We start from the raw sequence: 25,700 nt of genomic DNA on the forward strand, positions 1-25,700 counted from the left end.
TTGTTATTTGCTCGCAGTCGTGAAAGTCCAGGTTTTGGAGATTGCGGCGCCGTCGACAGTGCCAACGAAACGAACGGTGTAATTGGTATTTGCCTTGAATGGCGCGCGGCCAACCACAAACGCGATATTTCCAAGCAGGAATTTATTAGGGTCGCTGTCTTTCGTGAAAAGGCGCATCGGCAGCGCTTCGGTTTGGCCCTGTTCGGTGACAGTGAACGTTGCAACGGTCAGGGTCGTATTCGACTTGGTAACAATGCTGATCGGGTAGCTAGTGCCCTTCTGGACGGCATCAAACGTGGTCAGTTCTGGATATGGATTCGGCACTTCTTGATAGGACGCCAGAGGGACATCCGTTTGCTTATCGGCCGGATATGCTCCCACGAAATTACTTGCGTTGCGCTGCGGCGCTGTCATGTAGCCCAACTCAATGACGGTCGTTTGCGCGGAATCGCTACCCATCGAAATACCAATCTCGCGTTGTTCTTGAAACATCAGACCTTGACGGTGATAAATCCCGCTGGCCAGGTCGGCCAAGACTTTTGCACCGCCGTTGCCGAGGCCGTAGGCGCCGCTTTCGCCCACGTAGGCGCCCATATAGCCGACTGCTTTAGCGCGGTCGCTTTCCAGAACGCCAGTGAACCCGGACCGAGTTTGTTGCTCAACGTGGAACATCGGCCGGCCAGTTGCTTGGTCAATAGCCGAAAAATTGATGTCAGGATTGGACAGCAGGTAATTGACGTGATTCTTTGCTGCTTGGTCCAATTGTTGATTCTGAGCCAACAGTCCAAGGCCAACGGCGGAACGGAAATTGTTCAAAGCGGTGAAGAAAGCCATTTCTTGCGAAGCGGCTTGATATGTTGGAGCCGGGACAGTGGTTTGGAGATCCCCTGGAACGACAACTGGCGGGGTCGGAGTCGTGTCGGTCGGGGTGCTGGGAGCGCTGGGAGTATTTGGCGTGCTACCAGTTGTCGCGCCACCGCCACCGCCGCCGCACGCGGTCAGCAGGACAGACAGAGTTGCAGCAATGATCGACAGTTTAGCTTTCATATTCATACCCTATGTGATGGTCTTAGGAAATTTTTTGCTTGCGGGGGATCGGAAGCAACAGAGATAGTTTAGCTAAACTATCTCTGTCGGTCAAGAAATTTTAGCGGCTAAATTTTACTATGTTTCGTAATGGCAACTTAAATTCTTTAAGATCAACGCATTTAATAGCCTGCTGGACACGAACAACCGTTGCCACTTCGTGTTGAGTCGGCTTCGCACTGTCCCACCTCGTTTCTCTCTGGGATACAACTCGGCAGCGAAGCACTATAGGTTCCCCATGTGTAGTTAACCGTATTGCTATCCACCCAATTCGAATCACAGAATCTAGTCGGCGGCGGGCACGCCGGCGGCGGCGGCAAGCTAACCGGTGGCGGCGGTGGTGGCGGCGGCGGCGGCGGCGGCGGCGGCGCGCAGTCGTCATAATAGGTCGACCAGCCACCCGTAGTGACATTTCCCCACTTGTCCGTTATGACCGTGCGGCTTTGCTCGTTGGAACCGGTATAACCAGGCGGGCAACCAATGGACCGATATTCATACGATACAGGTGGCACGGTCGTGGCCTGTTTATTGCTGCCGATCCAGGTTGCGGCCACCACCACTGCCGCATTTGGGCCAAGCGGGTTCGGCATCGACTGGTTAGCCTTCATAAGAATTGCTGGACTACCTGGCGTTGCTTTCCAGCCCAAGCCGCTGGGCATAGCATCAACGATGCGTGCGGCCTTTCGTGGGTCCGCTGTGCCATTGCGCGTGATGCCGCCCTGCGGATAAACCTTGATACCGAGGACGCATTTTTCTCCGGCGCAGCCGGCCGGTTCTTTGGCAATTTCGACTGTCAACGTAACCGAATCATTTGCACTTGCGTTATAGCCAGAAGGGGCATAACCGTTTGCAATAAGTTCTGCCATGGTAGGTGCCTGCGGCGATGCAAATCCGGCGATAGCTTGGTTGTTGAGAATCGCCGTTTGATTTTTTACCGTGTAGGCAATCGCGGTTTGCATGCCGAGATCGATGGATTTTGCTGTATTGGTAACTTCCTGGTTCATACGGTAATCAGCATAGAGCCAATTTCCACCAGCGCCCAGCGCGCCGATAATGCCAACAGCAATGATGGCATTTATAAGCGCGGAACCTTGTTGATAGCGAGGCAAAGGTTGCCGAACAATCGTCTTGTTTTTTCTCTTCTTCATTTCATCCTTTCAAGGAGCAACATAAATTTGTGCTGCGACAACTGCTGGTAATCCTGTAGGATTCGCAATTTGTGTCGTTAAATTTCCAAGCATCGCACTATTAACTGGATTAGTACAAAGGCCAATATCTCCCAAAGCTTTAGCGATACCACACGCGCGCCGTTGATCCACTGCGCCGCTAGAATCTTTAACGCTTCCGTTAATATAAGCCATTCCAGTAATAGAATTGTTTGCCTGTTTCGTGAGCTTGGTTATATAGCCAGCGCCGTAAGGATTCATATCAACGCCGGTAGAAGTGAAATATCCGAGGGAGGTAAGTTCACCTAATGTGGGGGCGTACTGATCATTAACGTACATGACCGTTTTACCTTGAATAAAATTTTGCTGGTTGGCGACCGCGTATTTTTGTAGAGCATTACGCACTTGCATCAAGCCTGATCCCTCTGCAATATAAGACTCAGCACGTTGAATATCAGAACGCCAGATTAAAGCAATGCTCGCCATTCCAAAAAAAATTAGCGAGATCAAAATGGCGATAGAAATAAATCCACGCTCACTGATTATTTTCTTCATCTTATTGACTAGGTGTAGCAGCCCAGGCGCACACCACGGCCGGACCATTGACAGGGCTTGCAATGTTTTGAAAGCCTGGTCCGTTCAATAGGCCCGGTGTTCCAACCGTAGTACGCAAGCCGACGCCATTTGCCGCGTGCATGATCTGTCCTGCAATCGGTCCATTAGGCTGGCCAGCACTATCGACAATGCTTTGATCGCCGCATGCCAGGCCGGTAAGGGTATTGTTGATTCCTACCCTCACAGTAAAGATCATGGTCCCGCCGAACGGCATACGGGTTGACACGAACGAAGGGAGGAAGCCGGCCGTTCGCAGTTCCGCCTCGGACGGCGCCAAGGCGTTAGCAAACCCCGGCGCTGTCCCATTGGTCGTGATGTTTTTACCGTACTTGTTGAGCATCACTTGTAAGGCAGCGGCCCCAGCCGCGAGCCTGGAGCCTTGCAAGTGAGCTTGGCGGCCACGATTAAGCGAGTCGCTGACTTGAGCTACTACCAGGAGCATTCCCATTGCTACGACTACTCCAAATATCAAATCAAGCAACATCATCCCGCTTTCGCGCCGTCTGATCTTCATTAGCTTTGCTTGATTTTTTCGGCCAGGACGGTAACGGTTGCGGCCGAGTTGCATTGCGTGTTGAGTGTCGTAGGGACCAAAGCAGCATTCATGGCTTTAACCACGACACCACCGACCGAAACACGGTCTACGTCATCGGCAAGTTGATTAGCCAAGGTATAGCAAGCCGCGCTAGGTACGCCCGTTTCCGAATAGGTCATGGTATCTGCCGTGGTGTTAGTGGTGACGAAACCGACCGTTACCGTGCCGCCGAAACGGTTATTGATAACACCACTACCAGGAAGGTAGCGCGATTGGAAAATGGTTGTATTGGCCACGTTTGCATTTGCCAGGCCGGTATAACCAGCAGCGCCGGAGAATATGTCATTCATCTTTTTCATGTTGGATGAAATCGCGCTTGCTTCCATCCAGCCTTGGATAGTTGGCCAGCCACTATTTTTCATGTAGAGAACAAACGCCATTGCAGATAACACACCACCACCCCAAAGCAGCATATCCATGGTAAGAACCGCGCCGGTCTGAGCGAGTTTGCGATACTCGCGCTTTTCCATTGCTTCACGCATGATACGAACATGGTTCTTGATGTTTTTTGGATGAATCATTTTAATTCCTTTAAAAAAGATTGTTGAATATTACTTATTAAACAGTGAAAACTATAAATATTAGATCTAATTCATATTTTTCCTCTTATTACTTTGTCATTCCTGAAAGACTCATTACCTGAACGATTGCAATCGCGCCGCTTGCGAAAACTATCATTACTGCAAAGCCGATAAGGAGCTGCAAGCCATGCTCTAGAGTTGGGCCAAACTTTTTAATATCTTCCGTAACAACATTAAGCGAAGTATCGGCAATCTCACGGATCTTCTTATGCCAGTCTCCCCACCTGGCGTAATTGCTCAGCAGATCGCCTATTTCTTCATTGAATAAACCGGTTGACACAAGAGCCTCACCAGCGTTACTTGCATTTTTATCCAGCTTGTCAAGAATTTTATGTATGTGGAATCGAATATAGGCATTACTGTGCTCATACATTCGCAATAGTGCTTCACGCGGAGGATGCTCAGCCACCATAAGGAATGCCAAGTTGACCATGAATAAAGCGCATTGGAAGTCACGATATTTACTGTAAAGAACAGTCTTTTCGGCCAACGCCCTACCCTTTCCCGTCCAACGAGAAAGGCTGATATACCAGCAGGCAATAATAAGAGGAACTATCACGGCCAAAATGCCGACAATACCGCCGATCTGATGCGCAATATCGGCAATGAATCTTGTCAAGAAAGGCCAACTTTTACGCGGCAAAGTTTCTTCCAATGTCGGATAAAAAAATGAATCACAGCCAACAAATAGGCCGATTAACATAGCAGCGGGAAGCCATACCTTTTTGAAAGCCCCTGTAATTGCTTTACGCATCTCATCTATCTTTGTCACGGCATCAGATAGGAAATGAAATCCTTCGGAAAGTTTATGAGTCTCTTCGGCTGAAGCCAAAAGAGAATATTCCGTTGTTGGCACCGTTCCTTGCATAGCCAATGCAACGCGGCCGGCGGCTTTGCCTGTAATCTGTTCATGCCAAGAGCGGTAGACGGCTGCGACCGCGCTTCGGCGGCGCCGTGCCATTTGATACATAGCTTTAATTTCTGTTGGCGGGTGCGCGTCATGTCCGAGAGAAAATGCCATTTGTGAATAGATTTTGCTTCGGCGTTTAAGAAACACCGACTTGGCATTATGCAATTCTAATAATTTAAATACCTGGTTCATTTTATTAGGCGGCTATAGCCGTCAATTTATTACGCTTAATTGTAGGGCGATATTTGCTGATGAGGCCAAGGTTTTCTTGAACATCACTGGCGTCAACATTGCCCAAGTAAACTTGATATAATGCATTGGCAATAATCGGTTTACCAGTAATATCTTCTTCGGTAACGTGTGTTTTGCAAGTTGAGAGCCAATAATCTTTGGCATCGCCGTCTTTACCGTCGCGAGCCAAACGCATATATTCTTCGTCTGGTTCGATCATTTCAATGCAAGGGATTGCGTTAAGTTTTCCCTCATTACATTTCTTTGATCCGTCCGGATGGGTGCAGCCGGCCTTATTTCTCACCCGTACTCTTTCCAGTGGAATTTCTAGTCGATCAAGTTCCGATTTAATCGCTGGGTCCAAAACGTCCGGCCTATCACTCACTTTAAAAGCGCAATCACAGAGCTTCGGAATAAGACGTTGGTAAAAGAAGGCCGCGACCATATCTACGTCGCAAAGAGACTGGCGAGGAATTGCGATTTCTTCACCACATAGGCGGCTTACACATTTGTCGGCGCCTAGAACGTGAAGTGTAGTAAAGACCTTCGGGCCAGTTTCACTCATGACTTTGGCCATCATGCCCATTTCCGCATCGCGGATCTCGCCAATCATCACAATGTGGGCACCCATGCGCAGTGCACGTTTCACGCCGTTTGCGTAACCAACGTGGGCGACAGGAACGCGAGTAACACCGAATTGGTCATATTCTGGTGGATCTTCAAACGTCATAACGTAACGATTTCGCAGATGGCGCGGCCGGTGCATCAATGCATACAAAGTCGTCGTCTTGCCTTGGCCCATCGGACCAGTCGCATATACTGCCCCCCTTGGGGCGTTAGCTACACGTTTTAAAGCTTTAATTGCGGATGGCGTAAAGCCAAGCGATTCCAGGGATGGGACAGCACCTTTTGAACCCTGCAATTGGATACGCATAGAAACGTCATATCCACCGTCAGCCTCGGGCATGCTTTGATAACGAAGGTTATAAAGATTTCCATCGATGGCAATTTCTATCGTACAACTTTGGTCAATAGTGGTACTAAAGGAGCCTTTTCCCTCTTCAAAGGATTTTGGGTCGGCCATGTTGGTGTAGGCATTTGAACAAACGTCATTACCCAACTCGGCGGAAATAGAGGTATAGGGATAGATATCACCATCAATGTTAAAAACGATTCCGCAATTATCCTTCCGGACATGAAACTGGATTTGCCGCGCCCTTGCTTGAATTGCAGCTTGCAAGAGTTGTTCAAAATAGGTTGTATTTGCTGACTTATGAGTGCCTGTAACACTCTCATTAAGCATGCTTGAGCTTAGACCATATTTAGTGCGGATTACCCCGCCGCTTTCGATTACGACAGTTGCGGTGAAACCAAGAGATTTGATACGCCGGCATAAGGCTTTATATTCCTCAGACTCTTGGAATTCTTCGGTAACGTAGATCGTAGCTTTTTCTGATGATTCAGCCATTACCGCTACGTGTGCGTGGTGTGTAGCGTAGATCTTGATTACAGCGTCATTCTCACCCGTCAAGAGTTTTGGATAACCGTCTTTCTTCGATGACACAATATAACGGTCAACGAATTTTAATGCGCGTTGGAAAATGCCGGTTTTCATAACTTTTATTAACCTTGAGATTGAAACAAGATCATTTGTGCGCAAGATGGCCCTGCTTTAGCGGCGCCCTTTTTATCCTTCTTCGGGCTTTCCTTTTGCTCCAGCGGATTAAGACAAACGCCATCGTCGGAGATACTTGCAACGACTTGTTTTAGCACTGGCGATCCGATACCCACGAAGCGCGCTACGCCATGAATCTTCATGAGTGCGCGCGGTACGTTGTCTACGTAGGACACTCGCAGCAAGACGATTTCAGGCGCAGAAACCGCAGCCTTATTGTCCACGCCACGCGGGCCGGCTGCATCGAGCTTACGAGAGTTCTTGCCGGTGGCCAGTTCGGCGTTTTCTACAATTGGAGGTACATTCAGCGGGGCCGACGCCGAGGCCGAGGCCGAGGCCGGCGCCGGCGCCGGTGAACTGGCGGCTTGCGAAAGGGTCAGAACGTTTGCTGAGCCGGCCGGCGCAGCATTTGCACTCGCCTGGCTAGTCGCAGCCTGGCTGCTGCCCGGAGGTGTCGCGGGTGCTTTAAGTTGCTGTGCAGGCGGAATCTGTTGGCCACTTGCGGTCTGCGCGAACATCAATGCGCCAGAGAAAAGTGCATAAGTCAGGTTACAGCGCATAATACTTTCCTTGAATTTCAAACTTGATGTTTTGCGGATCTTTATAAGTAAGCGTAATTTGTTCGATTGTTATAACGTTCGGCAAAGTTGCAACTTTACTTAATTCGGAATAGGGAACTGTAAACGCATAGTTTCCAACCATGGGCATATCCATTGGATCAGGTTTAAACGCACCAGATACCTGAACTAATGGTGTCATGGGATCAGTGCGAGGTTTATCTTTCAAAGTTTGAAGCCAACTCAATACAGTTTCACCAAATTTAAGTTGAGTTCCTAATAGCAGTTTTCCTGCTGATTCATTTTTCTTAAAAGAAATCTTCCTTGAAATCGCATCGACGCCAGGAAAAGATATTGAAAGGTCAGCAGAATCGATTGATAAAGCTTTTAGGAAGTCCGCATTGGTAATTGATCCTTCACGTTTCCAGGTGGCGGTGCAGTCAGTTTGAATGCAAGTTAGGCTATCCAGTTTCCATTTTCCGGCACGGTTATCAGCTACAACTTCGGTAGGAAAGGTATTAACGAAGTTGATATAGCTAGGCATTACATTAAATGGAAATTGCTTCAAATCGACCACACTATTAATTGCTGCTATGACAGCCTTGTGATGTTCAGATTTTGGGTCAATTGCTATTTGCGGTTTATCCGGCGCGATTAGATCAGGCAAGAACCATGCACCGGCTGTCAAAAGTATGCCAACAATCCCAACTGCAACTTTGCCATTGATAGAGCGGACTCGCTTGATTACTCCGAGGTCTTCGCCATCATCAATTAACTTGGAGATAGGAAGCGCAATTGAGCCGCCTATCTCTTCGGCGTCGCCGTAAATTTTTGGTGCGATTCCGTCCTTTTTTCTAGAGTCTTCGGCATATTTTTTTGCCGCCGCAATGACCACTTCGCGTGAACCGACAATATCGCAGTCTTCGACCGGTAGCGTTTCACGCACGGCGATAAAGCAATGTTCTTCACGGTTAATTTGGTGAACGAACACCCCGTTGCCACTCTCAAGGATCTGACCCAGGATTACGGCCGCAGATTGCGCTTTGTCGATTTTCTTTAGATTGACGAAGCCATATTTATGCTTCACGTCAAAGGCAACTTCAACATACGAGTTTGCGGACAGCTCTTTGGCGTAATCCTGGAGTTCTTTCCGGTCATCGCTGATTGCCGTTCGCCACGACATACCGAAAACCAATCGGTCATATTGCGCCATCACGAACCTGTTACCGTTGGAGTAATCATAATTACAGTCTCGGTAATTTCCGTATCACCGGCTTCTGATCCGAGTTTCTGGCCTTCGATCAAACCTCGTTCTTGCAATTTATGGCTTTTCCGTTTGAATCCAGAAAGAACCAAAGTGGCACCTGAGCGCACGATAGCTTGATTATTGAAGTTCAATGCACCGAGTAGTACTCGGTCTATTTCGCCTTGCTTTTGCCCTGTCGTTATCTGCTTTAACTTCGTATCATCGAGCCCAAAACGAATTATGACGCGACCGCCAGACAAAACCGTCGGGATTACTTGTATGAATTGACCGAATGTGACATAGCCTGGCGTTTGGGAAAAGACCGGGTTGCCTGCGACACCCGTAGGAACCACGCTTGTTGCGCTCACATAGCTTTGCTGATCGGTATTTCCGAGCGTTGTTGCTTCATTATTGAGAGCCATCAAATCGTATGGTTTGGAATCTACGACTGTACTTGATTCGGACAATGCTTGAAACAATGCATCGGAGCCTACCATTGGACTTGTAGGGTCAATAACTTTGATTCCCAACCCGCCGGCCGCAGATTGGACTAGGCTTGCCGGTGTCGATAATGAAAAAGCTTTTGTGGCGCCGATCTTTTGATAAAACGCGTTCCAATTTACGGCGCTTTTCCCTGTTTTAGTACTGGCTATTGCAACTTCCATCACAGAAAAATGAACCTGGCGAGTGACAATAGTATTAGCCTGAGTCATGAATTGGCTTACTTCCTTGAGACAGGTTTTAGAACACGTCACAGTAAAGACGCTGAGTGATTTGTTAGGAATCACGTTCTTATCACCAGCAATTGCTTTCAGCGATGCCTCAGTGTCGGCCCACTGGTCAACATCGTTGGTGATAGCGCTTTCCAATTCCGATTTGAAATTGCCACTGGTTCCGCTATTGGCGCCGCTCGTACCAACTTGTGATTGTGACGACTTACCAAGAACCATTTTTCCTTTGGCATTGCTGGAAGACTTGTCGAACTCAAACACGCGCGTGAAAGTGCTGGCCAGCCGTAGTACCGTGCCATCCCATTCATAGTCGACCCCGAGTTGAGGCAAGGCGAGTTCCAGCAACTCTTTAGTGGTCATGGCCGGATACGGTGAAAGGTCGATAGTGCGTGCCCGTTCGTTCTGTGCCATGGGCGGCATGTTCACGTCGACAGGAAGACCCGTTTCCTCAGAAATCATACGGCCGAAGGTTTTTACGTCGAACGCATAATTTGTAGTCCAGCGGCGGCGTTGAGTGCTGCGCAGTGCGGCTGGCAAGCTCTTATCGCTCATAGCCGCTACAGAGGTGCGTCCCAAATATGGGACATTTGAGACTGGGAGAATGATTGGGGCCAGGCTTTGGAGCTTGTTTGTAGCGTCTGCAATTTGCTGTGCGGAGGCCGTGTAATCGGTCTTAATTGCCTCTTTAACTTGGGTGCTGGCACAGCCGGAGATAATTAAGATCGTTGAGCAGAGGGGCAAAATGTAGTTCTTCATGAGATGCGTCTTTGGCTTATCGTTGTGCTTTATTCATCGGCTGTACGACGATTTGTTGAAAAGCGGTCGGCTGAATTTGAAACGGTGCGTCACTGTTGCGGTATGCCTCACCCAGCAAACGCAACGCATCGAAAAAATCGCCGGTCGAGATCGTTTTTTTCTGCTTGATTGACAGCGGGAAATCCCGCGTTTCCCAAATCACTTCATACCCACTCCCGGTTTCTCCCGCCGAGGTGGCCCAATCCTCGATTACGTCGCGCAACGAATGATGTTCCGGCTTCAAAGCCCATGTTTGTGGTGTCGGTGCGCCCGGCATTTCGTTCTTGGTTTGAGTTTGCGCGACTGAATCACTAGGGAGTGCCAATTCCGCAGGAGTTTCTTGTACAAAACTTGTATTCTTCGATATATCCGTTATTTTATCTGAAATGGTTTGATAACTGAAAGCAATTTTTCGTGACGCCAGGATATTATTGTTGGATTCAAGCATCACCTCATACTGGCGGCGATCCGTGATTATGGTTAAAGGCGATTTCAAATCAGCCGTCACTGGCATAACAATCAAGTGCTGTACTTTTTTCTCATTTTCCCCGGTAGTAGCTGGGTTAATTGACCAGTTTTGCTTGTCTGTGAGCTGGAAATCACGAATCGTTTCCCCAGGTTGAAACTCCAGGTCGCAAACCTGAAGGGAACCGCAACTGACCACCATTTTTGTTGCGTAGGGAATCGTGACGCTCTCGATATCAGCAGGTTCAGCCGCCCAGGAAACGGTCGGAATTGCCAGGAGGAAGGAGGCGATAATTGCTTTCATGTTATTTCCTTATTTATGAAATTTATTAACAAATGCTTTGATTTCATCTTGCGCTTCGGCCGATAGCGGTCCCGTAGGGCTGGTGTCCCCTTTGCTCAAACTATCCTCTGGCGCATTTTCTGTTTTAGCCGCTAAAGTTTTTTCCTTGATTGCAGTGGCAACTTTTCCGCCAGCAGTATTGGATATTGCCGCCTTCATTGATGCAGCATTTTGTTTCGCTTTATCGGTTGCTACTTTTGCAATCCCCTTTGCTAAATTTGCGCCCATGTCGGCTGCAAACAAGCTTCCCGTTCGGAGTAAACTCGGCTTCTCGACAGTTTCTGGTTTCGCACTAGGCTGTGCGCCTTCTTGTGCTGATTTTTCCTTCGCAGCTTTGACTGATGCAGAGGTAGGGAACTGCCATGGTCCCGGTTCGGCTTTGCCTTGTGCTATCCCCTCTCCCGATGTCGGGCCGGAAGACTCGCCGCCCTGAGCTATGCCAGCAGTTGCATCGGAAACCGAACCGGCGCCCGATTCTCCCGAGTTAGCCACGCCACTATCTGAGCCGTCACCCGAGCTGCCCGAGCTGGTCACGCCGCTATCTACACTGCCGCCCGAGTTGCCCGAGCTGGACACGCCGCTATCTGCACCGCCGCGCGAGTTGCCCGAGCTGGCCACGCCACTATCTGAGCCGTCACCCGAGCTGCCCGAGCTGGTCACGCCGCTATCTACACTGCCGCGCGAGTTGCCCGAGCTGGACACGCCGCTATCTGCACCGCCGCGCGAGTTGCCCGAGCTGGCCAGGCCGCTATCTGCACCGCCGCCCGAGTTGCCCGAGCTGGCCAGGCCGCTATCTGCACCGCCGCCCGAGTTGCCCGAGCTGGACACGCCGCTATCTGCACCGCCGCCCGAGTTGCCCGAGCTGGCCACGCCGCTATCTGCACCGCCGCCCGAGTTGCCCGACTTGGCCGCGCCGCTATTTGCACCGCCGCCCGAGTTGCCCGAGCTGGCCGCGCCGCTATTTGCACTGCCGCCCGAGTTGCCCGAGCTGGCCGCGCCGCTATTTGCACTGCCGCCCGAGTTGCCCGACTTGGCCGCGCCGCTATTTGCACTGCGGCCCGAGTTGCCCGAGCTGGCCGCGCCGCTATTTGCACTGCCGCCCGAGTTGCCCGAGCTGGCCGCGCCGCTGTTTGCACCGCTGCCTGAGCTGTTGCCTTGGCCGCTGCCCATTGCTTTCGCTAGGCTCGAAACGTTGCCGGCTCCAGATCCGCCACCAGCAAACATGCCCGTACCGTTAGCCATGTTCTCTTGAGCAGCCGAGAAAGCCGCCTTGAGAGCCGAAGCGCCGCCGGCAACGTTCGTTGCTGCTGCCATTGCCAAAGCGCCCCCGGTTGCTACTGCACCACCGGCCAATGCCGCTGCACCCAATAACGTACCTCCGCCCACATTTGCCGCGCTGGCAGCAGCATTGCCGCCAACCATCCCGGCCAGCATGTTAGGGACCGTATTGGCCAGCTTGTACATAATGACGCCGACAATAAGCATTACAGTCATTTCTTTGGCCTTTAATCCGGCACTCATGGAGTTATAGAAATCTGTAATTATGGTTTCCCCGACTCCAACTATTAGAGTCATTCCCATGACAGCGGCACCGATTCCTAAAGCTGTTTTGTAATAAGAAATAGCCATTTCTGATGTCCAGCGCGCACCGCCGAAGCCAAGGAAAAAAATTCCTCCGTAGGCCAGCATCCATCCTGAAACTATAAGGATCAGCATATTTGCCGCAATAAGAGCAAGAGAAAAAAGTAAACCTAATCCTAAGATAATTCCGACTAGGCTATCAATTGGCGACCAAACCGAAGTCTTATCTAGAACCTTAAAGAAAATATTAAAGCCAATATCTATAATGCCAGATGGACCTAGCCCCTCGACGTGGGCAGCAGTTCCGCCAGCTTTACGCAACGAGTTAATAATGCTCATTGCAAAGGCCGGGCCATTCGATAAAAGCCACCAAAAGAATCCAGTCGTAAAAGAAAACTTGAACAGCTCAGCAAAGAATTCCATTGGATCGGCACGCCTCAACGCCATAAATCCAAACGTAACGACAATACTTAACCCTGCAAGCCCCCAAAAAAGAAACGAAGCGTAGCCCGTCAGTGTCGCGGCCCATTGGGACGCAGCTTGCTGGTACTTTGCAATAACTGTATCTAGAATGCCGTCAGCTTGTAACTGTGCCGATGCAGTGGGCAAAAAGCTAACAAATGCAATAAGCGTTACGCCCAACGTAGGGAGAACTCTTTTCATAAATTCACCAAACCTTTTTTGGGCTTTTTACTGTTGATTCGCCGCTATTGAATTGCTGGCTCAAGGCACGTTGTTGCGCTTCCTGGTCTTGCAGTGCGCGTTGTCGAATTCCGATCTCGGCCTGCTGTGCGATCATCAAAGTTCGTAGTTGCAAAAGTTGGTTTACTTGTGCGCTTGCGAGTTGGTTCGCATACCCCATCGCTGCAAGTTGTCCCTCGGCGCCTTCTGCGCCACTTTGGATCTGAGCCAGCTTATCCGCGTCAATCTGGAGTGTTGCTTGTTGCTCATCCAAACCACGTAACATAGCTTCTGTGGAGCGAGCTTGAACATTGGATGACTCCGACGCTCTATCCTGAATAACCTTCCACTCTCCGGCACTACACCCTGATGAACTAAAACATTTTTGTGTTGTGTAGTCGTTAATTGTCCCGTAATTGGCCTTCATGTAAGCATCGACACTTCCCGCCTGCTGCTTGTAGTAATTAAGTGTGTCAATACTTTTTAATATCCTTTTAATTGTGTACTTTGCTTCGTCCCATAAAAATTGTGGTGGAGCAGTTGTGTTGCGGATTTGATTTTCTAATTGTTGGAGTTGTTTTTGATATTGTTGCAGTTGTTTTGCCGTTGCTCTCAATTGTTCAGCAGCAGTAATAGTATTTTTTGCGAAGTTTGCCGGATCATAAACAATCCCGCCACCGAATTGAGCCAATGCGCTAATAGGTGCGGCTGCAATGCTGGAAATAAATACGACTTTCGTAAAGAGATTATTGATACGATTATTCATTACTGTTTCCTGGCGTAATCAAAGGATTTATATGGTGTTTTGAATACCAAGTCCTTAACAACCATGATATTTAGGCGATATCCTGGACGAATATTTAAGGTTGGGGCAATGTTCAGATTTTTGGACAACATTTGCGATGCCGTTTGTCCGAGTTGTTGGCCTAATGCTTCACTTAGCGCGCTACGTGCATTTGGTTGTTGATTTACGCCAGATTGATTAGGCTGGCTCATGGCGACGCCGGCCGTGATGCCGGACATAAGGAAGGACGAACCAAAGATCCGCGCATAGTGGTTATCTACCTGGTCGCGCATACCACTTGCACCGGCCATATCAGTGGTTGGCATACTGCCGAGATCGCGGGTTTTTCCATCGGGATAAATGAGCCGCTGTGCGGCAACGAAAACGCTTGCTTGGCCATAGGCGATTTCGCTTTCATATACGAGGTATATTTTTGTTCCTTGAGGAATCAAAATATCCTTGCCTTTAGCCGTGTCGTACACATCGCGGCTAACTTGTGCAATGACTTTTCCTGGAAGTTCGGAATTGATGCCAGTCAGGAGAATCGCGGGGATAACGTGGCCGGTCGTAAGCTGGTACTTCGCCGGCGCCTCGTCCTCGGTGTTTAGCTTCCACCGATCTGACTTGCCATCGAACTTAGCCAAGTCATTACGCGACGGCGACATGGCCGGCGTAATGCTTTCACCACCAGCCCCGCCCTGCACCTGCCCTCTGACTTCGGCCATTCGCCTTTGAAAAGTCTTGTCACTTTGAGCCTCTTCGGCTGTCGCGTTGGCGATTTCAGCTTGCACAGATGCCAAGCGGGCAAGATCCGCGTCACGCGAATTCATTCCCAATGTCGCAGGATAGTTGGTTGCCGAAGAACCGCCTGTGCGGACTTTCCCATGCGGATTCCAGGCAACGGTTGAGCTACCTTGTAATGCAGCCTCAAACTGCTTGAATTTCAGTTCACGAAGGCGCTCACCGTCCTTATCCGGCTGCTCCATACGCTCCGCGCGATACTGATCCCCGGCCCCGGCGCCCATGCCAAGCGCCCTATTGACAGGCTGTTGACCTGGTGCGCGCAACTGTAAATCGTTGTTCAATGGCTTGATTGGCGGCACCGAAGTCGCTGCTGTGCTCGATGCACCCGGCGGTTTGAGTTGACCAGCAGCCGGCGCTGCCGAAGCCATATCACCCGGCGGAAGAGTCGGCGGCGGCGTCAAGCTCTCGCGCGGATCGGCCGGCGCGATGATGCCACTTTCTGCCATATCGCCCATTGCGGCTTTAGCGAATGTCGCAGTTGTTGCTGTCGCCTTTTTTTCAATACGAGGCGCGGCCGTTTTTTGTGACTTTGCCGAGCGGTCATAGGCAACCATCGCAATGATAATTAAGAAAACGCCTAACCCTATACCAAGGATCATCAACGGTTTAGCGTTAACTCGACGCACACCGACTTTCTCATCGAGAGTCCCCGGAGAATAATCAGCCGATAATAGGTCTTTATCGTTAGTCGTCACAATTAATCCTTTTTCACCCAAAATCCAACCGGCGTAACTGCCCCATTAACGATGCGATACATACGGCTAATCGTGCGGTCTTCTACCATTAAGGTAAGGCGTGTCTGATCATCGCTAACTTGGTCGATCACATAGTTAAACGAAAAGCCAGACACCGCCGATGGGGAAGAGAAAGTACGCCAGAACTGAGGACTTTCCGCTACCGCATATCCTTTTTGCCTGAGTAAATGGATTAGCGTATTTCCGAAATTGTCCGATGCCTCTTGCCTCACATTGAAACGAGTTTCAGATGGCGAATAAACGCGAGGCAACACATTGGAGGCATCAATTGCCAAGCGTGCGCCGTTCGCCGTATCAATGGCCGTGTAGACGCCATATTTCGGGCTTGCGCAGCCAGTAACAAGAACTGCCAGGAGTGCGATAACCAAATGCTTCATGGCTTATCTTTCGTAATAGTAATCTTGTCCTGGTCCGACCCGATGCCGGCGACAAGAATTGCCTTTTCAAAAACCGAATCGACAATATAACGGTCGCCCTGCAAGCGGTAATTAACAAAACCAGGATCGCTATCAGTAAAGACTCCACTCTTCACGACCAAAAGAGCCGGTGCCTCATTTTTCTTCATGCCGCTAGGCATTTGAATAATCGTCCGCCTGCCATCGTTGTACACACGCAAAGGCTTCCACGGTGCGTTACCTGATACAGAGTAATGAAAGTCAAGGTCGCCCATGAATTCGCCAGTTTCAGGAATGATTTTTTCCTGGCGTGCGCTTTCGTTTTTCGCGCGGAGCGCAGCCCATTTTTTCATTGCGTCTTCTGGATAGGTGAAGACGACAGCAGCCATATACTCGCTTCGTGTCGAGATTAGCTTCATCCGATAGGTGCGGCGATTCGTACCTACAACCAATGTGGTTTCCAGGCCAACATCTTGCGGTCGAATGATGAGGTGCTGAATCTCGCCATCGGCCGATGCAGTAATTCCGGGATCGATTGTAAAACGCGGGTCCCCTAAATTGAGGCTTATTACCTCTTCGCCAGGCTGCAATTCAACATCGCAAACTTTCATGACAGCACAAACGATAGTTGGCTGGGATGCGCCGAATAGATATCGAACTGCGCCATCCGGCCCAGGAAGCGGACCAGCATATTCACCGGCGTTCTGCCATTTCTGAGTAATTGCTAAACCAGCCTTTTCAGAACTAGTTAATGTCGGACTCTTTGCCGTAAAGTATTTATCGATTAGGTCGGCGTCAGATTTTTTCGGAGGCGCCGCGATAGCCAAAGATGGAAGCAGAGCAACAACAATTTTAGAAAGAATTTTTTTCATGTTACAGGCCGTTTTTCTTAGTCCAGTTAAAATCTTTTACATAGAGCGCGCGGGGGTTGCATAGAGCATTTTCTTCTGGCGTTTGATTGTCTCTGATATTTGGGGAGCCCTGATACATTGTAACTAACGCTCGCATTTCCAAATCGCCTTTCTTTCCTCCCTGTCTGTCACGGATATGTTCAACCCATTCGACTTGATATGACAGGTCAGTTTCTTTCAAGACAGAGGTAACTTCTGTACTTACCGTTTCCGTAGCAGCGCGTTTGAAAGGACGGTTTTCCTCTTTTCCGTTCAAATATTCATTAACTTTTTGTGTGGCGGCGTCCTGTGCATTTAAGACGCAATAAGCTTTCAAAATTGCCTTGCGCTGTAGCTGTACGTCTGGAGTGACTAAGCGGACATTTTCAATAAACGACGCGGCAAGCGCTTCAAAGTCTCCAGTTTCTACACTGGCAACTCGATCAGCACGCGTTACGGAAACGACCTTGTGATTTGCATCCTGCATCACGACCAGTGGAATAAACTTAGACTGGCTGCCGATGTTATATAGACCGCCAACGGCAGCGATTGCAATTAGGATGCATCCTAAAGCGATTAGCTGCGAGAACTGACTGAGCGATACGATGCCACCGAAAATTGAGTTCCAGCTTCGACGCGCGTTGAGATACGGATTAGCCGTATCCAGTTTCTCCATCTTCTTTTTCGTTTCTCTATTAAACAGTTTCATGTTGCGGCGTCCTTCCGTAGTCTGTCAGATTGATGCGTTTTTGTTTAAGCCATTCCGTTACCCATTCGTCACCATGAAGTTCCTCTAAAGTACGAATGGTATTTAATGATTCTTGATCGCCGGCCGCTACAAATGACAATGCCAGTGGGCCTAACGCAAGTTGGAACAGGCGATGCCCTTTTTCGGATACTGCGTAGTAGTCGCGTTTTTTTCGGGCGGTCGCAATCACTTCGATTTGACGAGGATTCAACCCCATGCGGCGATAGAGAGCCGCCGTATCCTCTTCCCTGGCGTGGAGATTCGGCAAGAATACTTTTGTAGCGGTAGACTCCATGATGACATCGAGAATGCCGGACTTCGCGGCGTCGGAAAGATTTTGCGTAGCCATAATCACCGAGACATTCAATTTCGCAAAAGCCTTCAGCCACTCCCTGATCTTGGCGCGGAATACTGGGTGATCGAGCATCAACCAAGCTTCATCGAGAATAAGTACTGCTGGGCTACCATCCAAAGAGCGTTCGATACGGCGGAAAAGATAAAGAAGAACAGGAAGCGCATATTTCTCGCTCAAGCTCATGAGTTCCGCAATTTCAAACGTGGTGAAATCGGTCAGCGAAAGCCCGTCTTCCTTGGCGTCAAGCAAGTGTCCCATCGAGCCGGCAATGGTGTATTGCATTAGAGCTTCGCGAATTTGCTCGTCTTGCACTGTTGATTGGAAGTCAGAAATTGTCTTTGACCCCGTGCTGTGCATCGTAAAGATGGTGCGACCGATCTCATTACGTTGTTCTGGTGTAGTGGTAATCCCATTCAGCGCCAAAATTGTGTCAATCCATTCCATGGCCCAAGCACGGTCAGATTTTGTGGAAAGATATTGCAAGGGGCAGAATGCGAGTTTGTCGCTGTCGCCGGCAATGCTGTAATGCGTGCCACGAGCGCCTTTGCAAATTGCATACATCGACATACCCTTATCAAAGGCAAAAATTCGCATTCCTGCATAACGGCGGAGCTGCGCAGCTAACAAGGCTAAAAAGGTTGATTTGCCAGCGCGTGTCGGGCCGAAAACAACCGCGTGGCCGAGATCGGCAACATGCAAGTTAAAGCGGAATGGCGAATTACCGTTAGTAACGACATGCATAATTGCAGGAGATCCGGCAGGATAAAGCGGACAAGGCGCAACTTCATCTCCTGTCCAGATGGTACTTACTGGAAGAAGATCCGCGAGATTCATGGTATGCATATGCGGACGCCGAACATTGCATTCGCCATCGCCTGGCAAACTTCCGAAATAGGCGTCAACTGTATTGATTGTCTCGATACGGCTACCGAGTCCCAGGGATTCGATTGCCGATTTGACAGTTTGGCAGGCTTCGGCCAGTTTCTCGCGGTCCTCGTCCATGAGAACAATAACTGAGGTATAAAAACCAGGAGCAACCAATTTGCTTTTTACTTCTGCTATTGCGTTATCGGAGTCGTTGACTGCGGAAAGTGCATCTTGGTCGACTTGGCCGCTATTTGTATTGAAAACCTGGTCGAAAAATCCCCGAACCTTTTGTTTCCACTTTTTGCGAAACTTTCCAAGATAATGCAATGATTCATGTTCATCCAAGAAGATGAAACGAGTAGACCACCGATATTCAACTGGTAATTCGCCCAAAATGGTAAGCATCCCAGGCGATGTACCTTTTTCGGTTGGAAGACCAGTAATTGCCACAACTTGAACAAATTTCTGTCCAATACGTGCAACGGTTCCGGTATACATTTCTTGTCCACCAAGTAATGCATCAAGGTAAATAGGATTGGACGGAAGAATGACAGGCTGGTTAATTCCTGTAATACAAAACTGGAGCCAGCGCAGAAAGTCATCATGTGTAATTTCCGAGCCATCTTCCATAGTGACTTTGCGCGCTTTTAACCGTTCCAAGTTGAAAGCTGCGCTAAGACGGTTTTCGATTCCCTCTACGTCACGTTTGAAGTTTTCAATCAAAGCATGAGTACGCGCTTTCTTATTGAGAACAGGTGTGTCATCGTCAAACATTAATTCAGCAAACTTAGTCTGCGCGAGCAACGGAGGAAAATAAGTGACCGTCACAACAAAAAAGCCTTCAAACATTATTCCGCGCGACTGGAAGAAACGGCGGCGCTCTTCATCAATTGCCGCTGAAATTGGATCAGGAAATTCCGATAGCTCAGGATCGGAGTAAGCGGGAGCCGGCCGGCGGGCTGCATCAACGTGAACCATCCAGCCGTTGCCAAGCCCAGCAAGAGCTTGATTAATTCGGAATGACACCATGTCACGTTGAGCATCGGTGCTACTTGCATTGTCTTCGCCCTTGTAGAGCCAAGAAGCCATAAACGAACCGTTCTTGTTGACGATAATACCGTCGTCAACCATAGCTGCATATTTGAGCAGATCGGCCAGCCCCTCATTTTTGGACCGATGCTTTTTGAGCTGGGACTCCTTATTAACTTCGATGATTTGACCGATAAGGATAAGCAGCATTAGACCGCCACAAATGGCGATAAGGAAAGACAGCGAAGGAATCATTTGTAGACTTTTGTATTCTCGCGGAACGGAGTCGAGTTAGCTGGGTAATAGCGCTTATATCGGAGGCTACGCAAATAGACCATGCGCATTTGCGGGTCGGATTTGGCCACTAGGCGAAGCAGAAAAAGCGACGTTACCCAAAGAGCAACGCCGACAATGGATGCACGGATTTCCTGGGCCGAGAAGACCAGGGAAAATGCCATAAGACCGAAAAACATTACTAATTCACGATCCCCCCCGAGCCAAAGGTTATCGCGATTAACTTTCCGAAGAGGGATCGTGCGTAACGCCATGATTAAGCCATTGCCAAAGAGGTGAAGTGACCTGCGTAAGACAGGATTTCGGCGCCACGACCGTAGAAGGTCGACATGAAGTTTTGTGCACCAACGAGCAGCGACATAACGAGCGTTACGTAGACCAGCGATTTGAAGAAGCCGCTCAGTTCACCGCCAAAAATCAGTGTGCCGCCGGCGATCACCAGGCCGAGAATCGACAGAGTGAAAGCGACTGGGCCTGTTACCGACGCGCGCAGCTTGTCGAACCAGTCTTCATATGGCAGGCCACCGCCGGCACCTTCGGATGCGTGCGCGTGTTCGGGAAAAATGCACGCCAAGAGGATGAGCGTTGCCATCAGGCACAGTGCAACGGTATAGGTGTTGTTCTTGGGGTGCACGTGGCTTTGAGTTTTCATGAGTGTTCCTGATTAAAATATTTCGGTTTTATATTGGCCGTGCTCGTAACCCATGACCTTGAGGATTTCAGTTACGCGACGGCCGGCGGGTGTTTTTTTAATTTGAATAACTAGGTGTACTACCTCCCCTATCAATGGTTCAATGTCTTTGGGTGCAAAGGGATTGCGCGTTACAAGTGAATGAAGCCGCTTGAGCGCTGCCGTGGAATTGTTTGCGTGGAGCGTTGCTACGCCACCTTCGTGGCCGGTATTCCATGCGTCGAGCAAATCCAACGCTTCATGCCCCCGGACCTCGCCAATCAAGATCCGTTCTGGACGCATACGAAGCGTTGTCTTCAAAAGGTCTGTCATCGACCTGGTCGGCGACGTGTGATACAAAACGTGGTTTTCGGCCGAACACTGGAGTTCGCCGGTATCTTCAATAATCACGACTCGTTCATGTGGGTACATGACTGAAATTTCGTGAATGATTGCGTTTGTAAGGGTTGTCTTTCCTGACCCTGTACCGCCGATAACAAGAATGTTGCGATGATTCGCCACTGCATCACGGATGATGTCGGCATATTCTTGGCTCATCACACCACTTTCAACGTACTGATCCAAGGTGAAAATGGAGGACGCTTTTTTACGTATCGCATAGGTCGGTGCTTTCACAACCGGCGCGATCTGTCCTGCGAAGCGTGATCCGTCCAAGGGGAATTCACCCTCGATGGTTGGATTCTCGCGGGTGATAGTTGTACTGAGGCAAGCGGCTACGGTCTTCAAAACCGCTTCGGCACGGGTAGGCTCAACACGGCCGATAAGCTGCATAGGCTTGCCCAAGAGTTCATGCCAGAGCTTACCGTCTGGATTCAGCATGATCTCAATGGTGAAAGAATTATCGAAGGCATCGAGAAAGATTGGGCCTAGATCTCGGCGGAGCTTTTCGATATTCCGTTGATGTTGGAGATTGCTCCCGCTGTCTTTCTCGTTGTCGATCATTTGATAGTTTCGTGTATATGTTGGTAAATACAGATATAAGCTTTGCAAGGTGCTTACGATATACCGAAACATTCCGAAAAGCAAGGAAAAGGAACGTGCGGAAACACTGTGATTGTGATATCACAGCGTTAGCCGCTAAAACCAAATTGGAAGGGGAAAGAGTGTGCGAAAACGCTGTGGCAGTGATGCCACAGTTTTAGCCGCTAAAATGTGGAAGTTAAGACCGGAGTTTTTTCCGTGCTGCTGCGTCCCATTTGGAGACGATGAAGGCTTGATGAGCAGGCAAAATGGCGGATACACGCTGGTATCCTTTGGGGAGTCCGTGATACGGTTTTCCGCCGTTCAAGATGGCGATTGTTTCACAATCCAGATCAGTCAATTCCAGAAGAACAGGTAGGGAGGTTTCCAACGCGTCGGCTATTGCTTCCATGATTTTAAGGGACGGATTTGCCTTGCCGTTTGTAAGGTCGGATAGAAACGAAATGGAAACTCCCGCCCTATCGGAAAGTTCTTGTTTAGTCATCTTGCGTTCGTCAAGTAAACGCAAGATATTTGTAAAAAATATCTGATTGTAAAAATGGCTATAGTTATGAGTTTGCACTGTTGGACTTCGCAGCTTCTAGTTTTAGCGGCTAAAAAAAGTCATTGACTAGCCAAGTTGGTTTAGCTAAACTGCTGTTTGGCATGGTTGGTTGACTTCAGATTGGCGATGGAATCCCCAATCTTACGTCGTTCGGCCTGGCAGCAATATCTTTTTTTGACAACTTTTGCAAAAAAACTTGTCAATACAATTGCATGTTTATCACAGGAAATATCGAAGAATGAGCAGCGAACAAGCCCCAATCAAGCCTCATCACATGGCCCAATTCCTTGATGAAGACGACCCCACTCCGCTGAGCCCCCTGATGAAAGCGGTTGCTAAATTGCAACAAAACGTAGCGAGCCGGGGTGAACCAAAAGAAGCAGTCATGGAAACGGAGAGTCAAGAGAATGCTCAGCTTGACTTATTCGTGGCAGATTTGCTCGACTATAGCTTTAAAGATGACATGACAACGATGGATGCGCCGCTGTTCTCGTTGTCTACACGGCCGGATATGGATACTTGGCGTTGGGAAAGCAGCGACAAAAAGCGTTGGCTTGAAGTTATGCCCTCGGCAAAGGGGCGAGCAACGATGAATGACAAGGACTTGCTCATTTATCTTACCTCTCAACTTGTCGCCGCCATGAACTCAGCGAAGGCGAGGGGGGAGAAGATGCCAGGGCGCCGCGTCCGCTTTGTAACCTATGACTTCCTCAAAACAACAAAACGGGGAACTGATAACAAGTCTTATGAACTGTTTGAGGACACCTTAGATCGACTCCAGGGAACACGGTTCAAAACGAATATTCCCATCGACAAGAACATGGATGAGCGAAACAATTTCGGTTTAATCGAATCCGCGAATTACATCATCAAAACTCTTCCAAGCGGTAAGAAACGAATGGTTGCAATTGAAGTGACCATATCGAAGTGGCTCTATCGAACAATGGAATTGCGCCATGTTTTAACGATCAGTGACCGATACTTTGATTTGCGCCCAACAGTAAAAAGGCTTTACGAACTGGCCAGGAAACACGTAGGCGAGCAAGCAGAATTCATGATGAAAGAGGAAACTCTTTACGAGAAAACGGCTAGTAAAGGCGGAATGCGAGAGTTTCGACGGATATTGAAAGAAATTATCGAACGGGACGAAGTACCTGATTACCGCTTCCAGCGGGACGACTCCAACCCTAAATGCGTTTGGGTCAAAATGTATCAGAAAGACACTAAGAAATTCGCACTAGCCTTCGCTAAGCAATTCCCGCAACAGAAGAAGTAATATGAAAGAGAACGAATTTGAACTTTTGGCAACTTTGCTGCGCTCGCATGGTAACGTCCGCCTGGCTGCTAAAGCTGTGCTTCTGGAAGGAATAGGCCCAGCAGAAGCAGCGCGGCGGTTTGATATCTTACATCCTCAGTCCGTAACGAACTCTCATAAACGCTTCCAGAGCACGCACCGCAAGATAGAGGCAGTCTACCGCCCTACTGGCGTCGACGCGAACAACTCAGCCAAGCAAGTACTTTCGGACCAACAACGTATAAATGAACTGGAAATTGCGCTGCAAGGCTGTGTTGACTACCTGAAAAGACTTCCTGCGGTCCCGGAGACACTGCTCCAAGTCAGGAAATTTGAGGAAGTCTTGAGTAAGGATAGTGCTACCAGTATCCCCAAACTGAGCGGTGGTTCTTATACAGATGCGGGAGCGCCTGTAGTACGTGTGAATATTGTTGGTGATAAGGCTACTGTTTCGACGGGGATGCCGGCGAACTTGGAGCATTCCCTTTGGGAAATTCTTACTTCCGGTGTGGAGGTTGAGTTGAAATAATGGGTTGCCGCAGACGCGGCAACCCATAGAATGAAGGGAATAATTGAAGTTTCTTGCTGCCGGTCGGCTAGGCCGACGCCACAGCATTACAGGCAGTTGCTATTGAACCATTCGTTTGCCGTCATCCCTGCGTCTTCGCCGCCCTCGTACTCGCGACGAAACCATTCTTCATTGTCGTAAGGGACTTGGCGCGCTTCCAGCATGTCCATGCCAAGTGTACTCAAGTGCCGCGCTACGTCAGCGGCCCATGCGTCAAAATCGTTTGCTCGTGCCAAGTCTTTCCTCCTAGTTACAGATATGTATCAGCTCGCGTCACGTTTATTCCAAGATATTGACACGCACCCAGGTTTCAACACCATGCCTCATCGTCAGCACAAATGCGCCATTGCTTTGAGCGCGCATTTCCGGTGGCAATGCGAACCAATCACGTTTGCTCATGTTGATGATAGAATTTCCAGTATTCATATTTCGACCTCGTATGTTGAAGTATGGAAGATGCCCAAACAGGTTCCCGCCTTTTGGGCATCGCTTTTTGTACTACACGACAGATTATACACGTTTAGACGTTACATGCAAACGTCTAAACGTGTGTTTCGTGGTTTTTCGGATAATTCTCGGAGGTTTGCAGCCCCATTCAAGCCCATTTCTGGAGTGTTATCGCGGGTTTACCCATACCAATTCAAGGTTTCAGCCACAATCTGACAAGGGATTACCCACAAGAAATCAAGGGTTTGCCCATATCGCATTCAAGGTATTAACCACGGAAAAAACAATTAAATTGTTTATTATCAGCAAGTTACGACACCGACTCGCCAAGTTTGCGAAAGTGTTAACATACTTATCAATATAACGAGCAAAAACGACCCGCCGCCTCTAGGGGCTTCGCCCCGCCGGCTCCTCCGCTTCGCTCCGCCCGCGCCTAAAGGCGCTCCCGCCCGGCACCCCAGGGGCTTTGCCCCTCGGCCTTACGGCCTCACCCACTATCGTGAGCGCTAAAGCGCTTAGATCGCCGCTCGCGGCGATTGACTGCAAAGGGGATACCCCTTTGCAATCCCATACTACGCCACCGCTAACAATTAAAAATACAACTTCTTCATGCAACGAAAATCCTTGTTTTACTCCAAGAGAGGGGCCTTATGTCTACAGACTCGGCCAGCTTAACGCCGGCTACATGATACGGTGGGCGCCGGTGACTTCGCGGCAAATCATCGATGAGATATCAAGGTTTTACCCACACTTACCAGGAATTCAGTCGATTACGTTTCCCCCTCCCCTCCTATCTGGCCTGGTTACGGTCGACGTGGCCGGCGCACGAGCTGGTGAACGTGGCCGGCGCCACCGGCAAGCGCATCGAGCGGCAATGTGGCGCCGGCCGGCACCTGGTCGGCCAACTGTACGGCCTGGCCGTGGTCGACGTGGCCGGCGCACGAGCTGGTGAACGTGGCCGGCGCCACCGGCAAGCACATCGAGTGGCAACGTGGC

27 protein-coding genes are annotated in these 25,700 nt (G+C 49.5%); 2 read left to right on the forward strand and 25 right to left on the reverse strand.

Translation table 11 applies throughout. From position 1 onward, the window contains the following. Positions 1-3: 3 nt before the first annotated feature. The 22 genes from GM668_RS27795 to GM668_RS27900 form a co-directional block, all read right to left on the reverse strand. Positions 4-1,047, reverse strand: a complete 1,044-nt coding sequence (locus GM668_RS27795; protein WP_170305886.1) for a CAP domain-containing protein — start codon at positions 1,045-1,047, stop codon at positions 4-6. Between the two features lie 161 nt (positions 1,048-1,208). Beyond that, positions 1,209-2,234: a hypothetical protein gene (locus tag GM668_RS27800; RefSeq protein ID WP_155442231.1), complete on the reverse strand. Its 1,026-nt coding sequence runs from the start codon at positions 2,232-2,234 to the stop codon at positions 1,209-1,211. A 9-nt stretch (positions 2,235-2,243) separates the two neighbouring features. Beyond that, positions 2,244-2,807, reverse strand: a complete 564-nt coding sequence (locus tag GM668_RS27805) for a hypothetical protein (RefSeq protein ID WP_155442232.1) — start codon at positions 2,805-2,807, stop codon at positions 2,244-2,246. Position 2,808: 1 nt separating this feature from the next. Beyond that, positions 2,809-3,381, reverse strand: a complete 573-nt coding sequence (locus GM668_RS27810) for a hypothetical protein (protein ID WP_155442233.1) — start codon at positions 3,379-3,381, stop codon at positions 2,809-2,811. After that, positions 3,381-3,983, reverse strand: a complete 603-nt coding sequence (locus GM668_RS27815; RefSeq protein ID WP_155442234.1) for a type 4 pilus major pilin — start codon at positions 3,981-3,983, stop codon at positions 3,381-3,383. Before GM668_RS27815 ends, GM668_RS27810 begins: the two co-directional genes overlap by 1 nt. Before the next feature lie 88 nt (positions 3,984-4,071). Beyond that, the gene (locus GM668_RS27820; protein ID WP_155442235.1) at positions 4,072-5,145 is read right to left on the reverse strand and encodes a hypothetical protein; all 1,074 of its coding nucleotides are present in this window, start codon (positions 5,143-5,145) and stop codon (positions 4,072-4,074) included. 4 nt (positions 5,146-5,149) lie between these two features. Then, positions 5,150-6,799 (reverse strand): ATPase, T2SS/T4P/T4SS family, encoded by a 1,650-nt coding sequence (locus tag GM668_RS27825; protein ID WP_155442236.1) that lies wholly within the window; start codon positions 6,797-6,799, stop codon positions 5,150-5,152. A gap of 8 nt (positions 6,800-6,807) precedes the next feature. Continuing rightward, the gene (locus tag GM668_RS27830) at positions 6,808-7,419 is read right to left on the reverse strand and encodes a hypothetical protein (RefSeq protein WP_155442237.1); all 612 of its coding nucleotides are present in this window, start codon (positions 7,417-7,419) and stop codon (positions 6,808-6,810) included. Further along, positions 7,409-8,629 carry a type 4b pilus protein PilO2 gene (gene pilO2 / locus GM668_RS27835; RefSeq protein WP_155442238.1) on the reverse strand — a complete coding sequence of 407 codons (1,221 nt, stop codon included), beginning with the start codon at positions 8,627-8,629 and terminating at the stop codon, positions 7,409-7,411. Before pilO2 ends, GM668_RS27830 begins: the two co-directional genes overlap by 11 nt. Further along, positions 8,629-10,149 carry a secretin GspD/PilQ domain-containing protein gene (locus GM668_RS27840; protein WP_155442239.1) on the reverse strand — a complete coding sequence of 507 codons (1,521 nt, stop codon included), beginning with the start codon at positions 10,147-10,149 and terminating at the stop codon, positions 8,629-8,631. Before GM668_RS27840 ends, pilO2 begins: the two co-directional genes overlap by 1 nt. Before the next feature lie 16 nt (positions 10,150-10,165). Continuing rightward, positions 10,166-10,957, reverse strand: coding sequence for a TrbG/VirB9 family P-type conjugative transfer protein (locus tag GM668_RS27845; protein ID WP_155442240.1), 792 nt, complete (start codon positions 10,955-10,957; stop codon positions 10,166-10,168). 9 nt (positions 10,958-10,966) lie between these two features. Then, on the reverse strand, positions 10,967-13,240 hold the full coding sequence (trbL, locus tag GM668_RS27850; protein ID WP_155442241.1) for a P-type conjugative transfer protein TrbL: 2,274 nt from the start codon (positions 13,238-13,240) through the stop codon (positions 10,967-10,969). 4 nt (positions 13,241-13,244) lie between these two features. Next, the gene (gene trbJ, locus GM668_RS27855; protein WP_155442242.1) at positions 13,245-14,024 is read right to left on the reverse strand and encodes a P-type conjugative transfer protein TrbJ; all 780 of its coding nucleotides are present in this window, start codon (positions 14,022-14,024) and stop codon (positions 13,245-13,247) included. After that, the gene (locus tag GM668_RS31645; RefSeq protein ID WP_155442243.1) at positions 14,024-15,541 is read right to left on the reverse strand and encodes a TrbI/VirB10 family protein; all 1,518 of its coding nucleotides are present in this window, start codon (positions 15,539-15,541) and stop codon (positions 14,024-14,026) included. Before GM668_RS31645 ends, trbJ begins: the two co-directional genes overlap by 1 nt. 2 nt (positions 15,542-15,543) lie before the next feature. Further along, positions 15,544-15,978, reverse strand: coding sequence for a conjugal transfer lipoprotein TrbH (locus tag GM668_RS27865; RefSeq protein WP_155442244.1), 435 nt, complete (start codon positions 15,976-15,978; stop codon positions 15,544-15,546). Further along, the gene (gene trbG / locus GM668_RS27870; protein WP_155442245.1) at positions 15,975-16,868 is read right to left on the reverse strand and encodes a P-type conjugative transfer protein TrbG; all 894 of its coding nucleotides are present in this window, start codon (positions 16,866-16,868) and stop codon (positions 15,975-15,977) included. Before trbG ends, GM668_RS27865 begins: the two co-directional genes overlap by 4 nt. A 1-nt stretch (position 16,869) precedes the next feature. Continuing rightward, on the reverse strand, positions 16,870-17,595 hold the full coding sequence (locus tag GM668_RS27875; protein ID WP_229500009.1) for a VirB8/TrbF family protein: 726 nt from the start codon (positions 17,593-17,595) through the stop codon (positions 16,870-16,872). After that, positions 17,582-20,140, reverse strand: coding sequence for a VirB4 family type IV secretion/conjugal transfer ATPase (locus GM668_RS27880; RefSeq protein ID WP_155442246.1), 2,559 nt, complete (start codon positions 20,138-20,140; stop codon positions 17,582-17,584). Before GM668_RS27880 ends, GM668_RS27875 begins: the two co-directional genes overlap by 14 nt. After that, positions 20,137-20,433 (reverse strand): conjugal transfer protein TrbD, encoded by a 297-nt coding sequence (locus tag GM668_RS27885; RefSeq protein WP_155442247.1) that lies wholly within the window; start codon positions 20,431-20,433, stop codon positions 20,137-20,139. Before GM668_RS27885 ends, GM668_RS27880 begins: the two co-directional genes overlap by 4 nt. A gap of 2 nt (positions 20,434-20,435) precedes the next feature. Beyond that, positions 20,436-20,831: a TrbC/VirB2 family protein gene (locus GM668_RS27890; RefSeq protein ID WP_211923466.1), complete on the reverse strand. Its 396-nt coding sequence runs from the start codon at positions 20,829-20,831 to the stop codon at positions 20,436-20,438. A 12-nt stretch (positions 20,832-20,843) separates the two neighbouring features. Continuing rightward, entirely contained in the window at positions 20,844-21,812 is a 969-nt protein-coding gene (trbB, locus tag GM668_RS27895; RefSeq protein WP_155442248.1) for a P-type conjugative transfer ATPase TrbB, read from the reverse strand. Positions 21,813-22,029: 217 nt separating this feature from the next. Then, entirely contained in the window at positions 22,030-22,413 is a 384-nt protein-coding gene (locus GM668_RS27900; protein WP_170305887.1) for a transcriptional regulator, read from the reverse strand. A 220-nt stretch (positions 22,414-22,633) separates the two neighbouring features. On the opposite strand from GM668_RS27900, the gene GM668_RS27905 reads away from it, so the two are divergent. Together GM668_RS27905 and GM668_RS27910 are read left to right on the forward strand one after the other, a co-directional pair. Then, a complete protein-coding gene (locus GM668_RS27905) occupies positions 22,634-23,671 on the forward strand; it encodes a replication initiator protein A (RefSeq protein ID WP_155442250.1) in 1,038 nt (345 codons plus the stop codon). Position 23,672: 1 nt separating this feature from the next. Then, positions 23,673-24,218 (forward strand): hypothetical protein, encoded by a 546-nt coding sequence (locus tag GM668_RS27910; RefSeq protein ID WP_155442251.1) that lies wholly within the window; start codon positions 23,673-23,675, stop codon positions 24,216-24,218. Positions 24,219-24,304: 86 nt separating this feature from the next. Here GM668_RS27910 and GM668_RS27915 read toward each other — a convergent pair whose 3' ends face one another. The 3 genes from GM668_RS27915 to GM668_RS30665 form a co-directional block, all read right to left on the reverse strand. After that, positions 24,305-24,493 carry a hypothetical protein gene (locus GM668_RS27915; RefSeq protein ID WP_155442252.1) on the reverse strand — a complete coding sequence of 63 codons (189 nt, stop codon included), beginning with the start codon at positions 24,491-24,493 and terminating at the stop codon, positions 24,305-24,307. A 43-nt stretch (positions 24,494-24,536) separates the two neighbouring features. Next, a complete protein-coding gene (locus tag GM668_RS27920) occupies positions 24,537-24,683 on the reverse strand; it encodes a hypothetical protein (protein ID WP_155442253.1) in 147 nt (48 codons plus the stop codon). Between the two features lie 824 nt (positions 24,684-25,507). After that, the coding region (locus GM668_RS30665; protein WP_170305888.1) for a hypothetical protein at positions 25,508-25,700 on the reverse strand (193 nt) is incomplete at its 5' end.

It is taken from the genome of Pseudoduganella ginsengisoli (assembly GCF_009720865.1).
GTDB classification, from domain to species: Bacteria; Pseudomonadota; Gammaproteobacteria; order Burkholderiales; family Burkholderiaceae_D; genus Rugamonas; species Rugamonas ginsengisoli.

Excerpts from the sequence above, each read along its gene's own strand:
- GM668_RS27805 (WP_155442232.1), bottom strand. The coding sequence starts at position 2,807 with ATGAAGAAAATAATCAGTGAGCGTGGATTTATTTCTATCGCCATTTTG.
- GM668_RS27875 (WP_229500009.1), bottom strand. The coding sequence starts at position 17,595 with ATGAAACTGTTTAATAGAGAAACGAAAAAGAAGATGGAGAAACTGGAT.
- GM668_RS27815 (WP_155442234.1), bottom strand. The coding sequence starts at position 3,983 with ATGATTCATCCAAAAAACATCAAGAACCATGTTCGTATCATGCGTGAA.
- GM668_RS27890 (WP_211923466.1), bottom strand. The coding sequence starts at position 20,831 with ATGAAAACTCAAAGCCACGTGCACCCCAAGAACAACACCTATACCGTT.
- GM668_RS27830 (WP_155442237.1), bottom strand. The coding sequence starts at position 7,419 with ATGCGCTGTAACCTGACTTATGCACTTTTCTCTGGCGCATTGATGTTC.
- GM668_RS27920 (WP_155442253.1), bottom strand. The coding sequence starts at position 24,683 with ATGAATACTGGAAATTCTATCATCAACATGAGCAAACGTGATTGGTTC.
- trbB (WP_155442248.1), bottom strand. The coding sequence starts at position 21,812 with ATGATCGACAACGAGAAAGACAGCGGGAGCAATCTCCAACATCAACGG.
- GM668_RS27825 (WP_155442236.1), bottom strand. The coding sequence starts at position 6,799 with ATGAAAACCGGCATTTTCCAACGCGCATTAAAATTCGTTGACCGTTAT.
- trbL (WP_155442241.1), bottom strand. The coding sequence starts at position 13,240 with ATGAAAAGAGTTCTCCCTACGTTGGGCGTAACGCTTATTGCATTTGTT.
- trbJ (WP_155442242.1), bottom strand. The coding sequence starts at position 14,024 with ATGAATAATCGTATCAATAATCTCTTTACGAAAGTCGTATTTATTTCC.
- GM668_RS27885 (WP_155442247.1), bottom strand. The coding sequence starts at position 20,433 with ATGGCGTTACGCACGATCCCTCTTCGGAAAGTTAATCGCGATAACCTT.
- GM668_RS27800 (WP_155442231.1), bottom strand. The coding sequence starts at position 2,234 with ATGAAGAAGAGAAAAAACAAGACGATTGTTCGGCAACCTTTGCCTCGC.
- GM668_RS27905 (WP_155442250.1), top strand. The coding sequence starts at position 22,634 with ATGAGCAGCGAACAAGCCCCAATCAAGCCTCATCACATGGCCCAATTC.
- GM668_RS27910 (WP_155442251.1), top strand. The coding sequence starts at position 23,673 with ATGAAAGAGAACGAATTTGAACTTTTGGCAACTTTGCTGCGCTCGCAT.
- GM668_RS27845 (WP_155442240.1), bottom strand. The coding sequence starts at position 10,957 with ATGAAAGCAATTATCGCCTCCTTCCTCCTGGCAATTCCGACCGTTTCC.
- GM668_RS27840 (WP_155442239.1), bottom strand. The coding sequence starts at position 10,149 with ATGAAGAACTACATTTTGCCCCTCTGCTCAACGATCTTAATTATCTCC.
- GM668_RS27880 (WP_155442246.1), bottom strand. The coding sequence starts at position 20,140 with ATGATTCCTTCGCTGTCTTTCCTTATCGCCATTTGTGGCGGTCTAATG.
- GM668_RS27820 (WP_155442235.1), bottom strand. The coding sequence starts at position 5,145 with ATGAACCAGGTATTTAAATTATTAGAATTGCATAATGCCAAGTCGGTG.
- GM668_RS27810 (WP_155442233.1), bottom strand. The coding sequence starts at position 3,381 with ATGAAGATCAGACGGCGCGAAAGCGGGATGATGTTGCTTGATTTGATA.
- trbG (WP_155442245.1), bottom strand. The coding sequence starts at position 16,868 with ATGAAAAAAATTCTTTCTAAAATTGTTGTTGCTCTGCTTCCATCTTTG.
- GM668_RS27795 (WP_170305886.1), bottom strand. The coding sequence starts at position 1,047 with ATGAAAGCTAAACTGTCGATCATTGCTGCAACTCTGTCTGTCCTGCTG.
- pilO2 (WP_155442238.1), bottom strand. The coding sequence starts at position 8,629 with ATGGCGCAATATGACCGATTGGTTTTCGGTATGTCGTGGCGAACGGCA.
- GM668_RS27865 (WP_155442244.1), bottom strand. The coding sequence starts at position 15,978 with ATGAAGCATTTGGTTATCGCACTCCTGGCAGTTCTTGTTACTGGCTGC.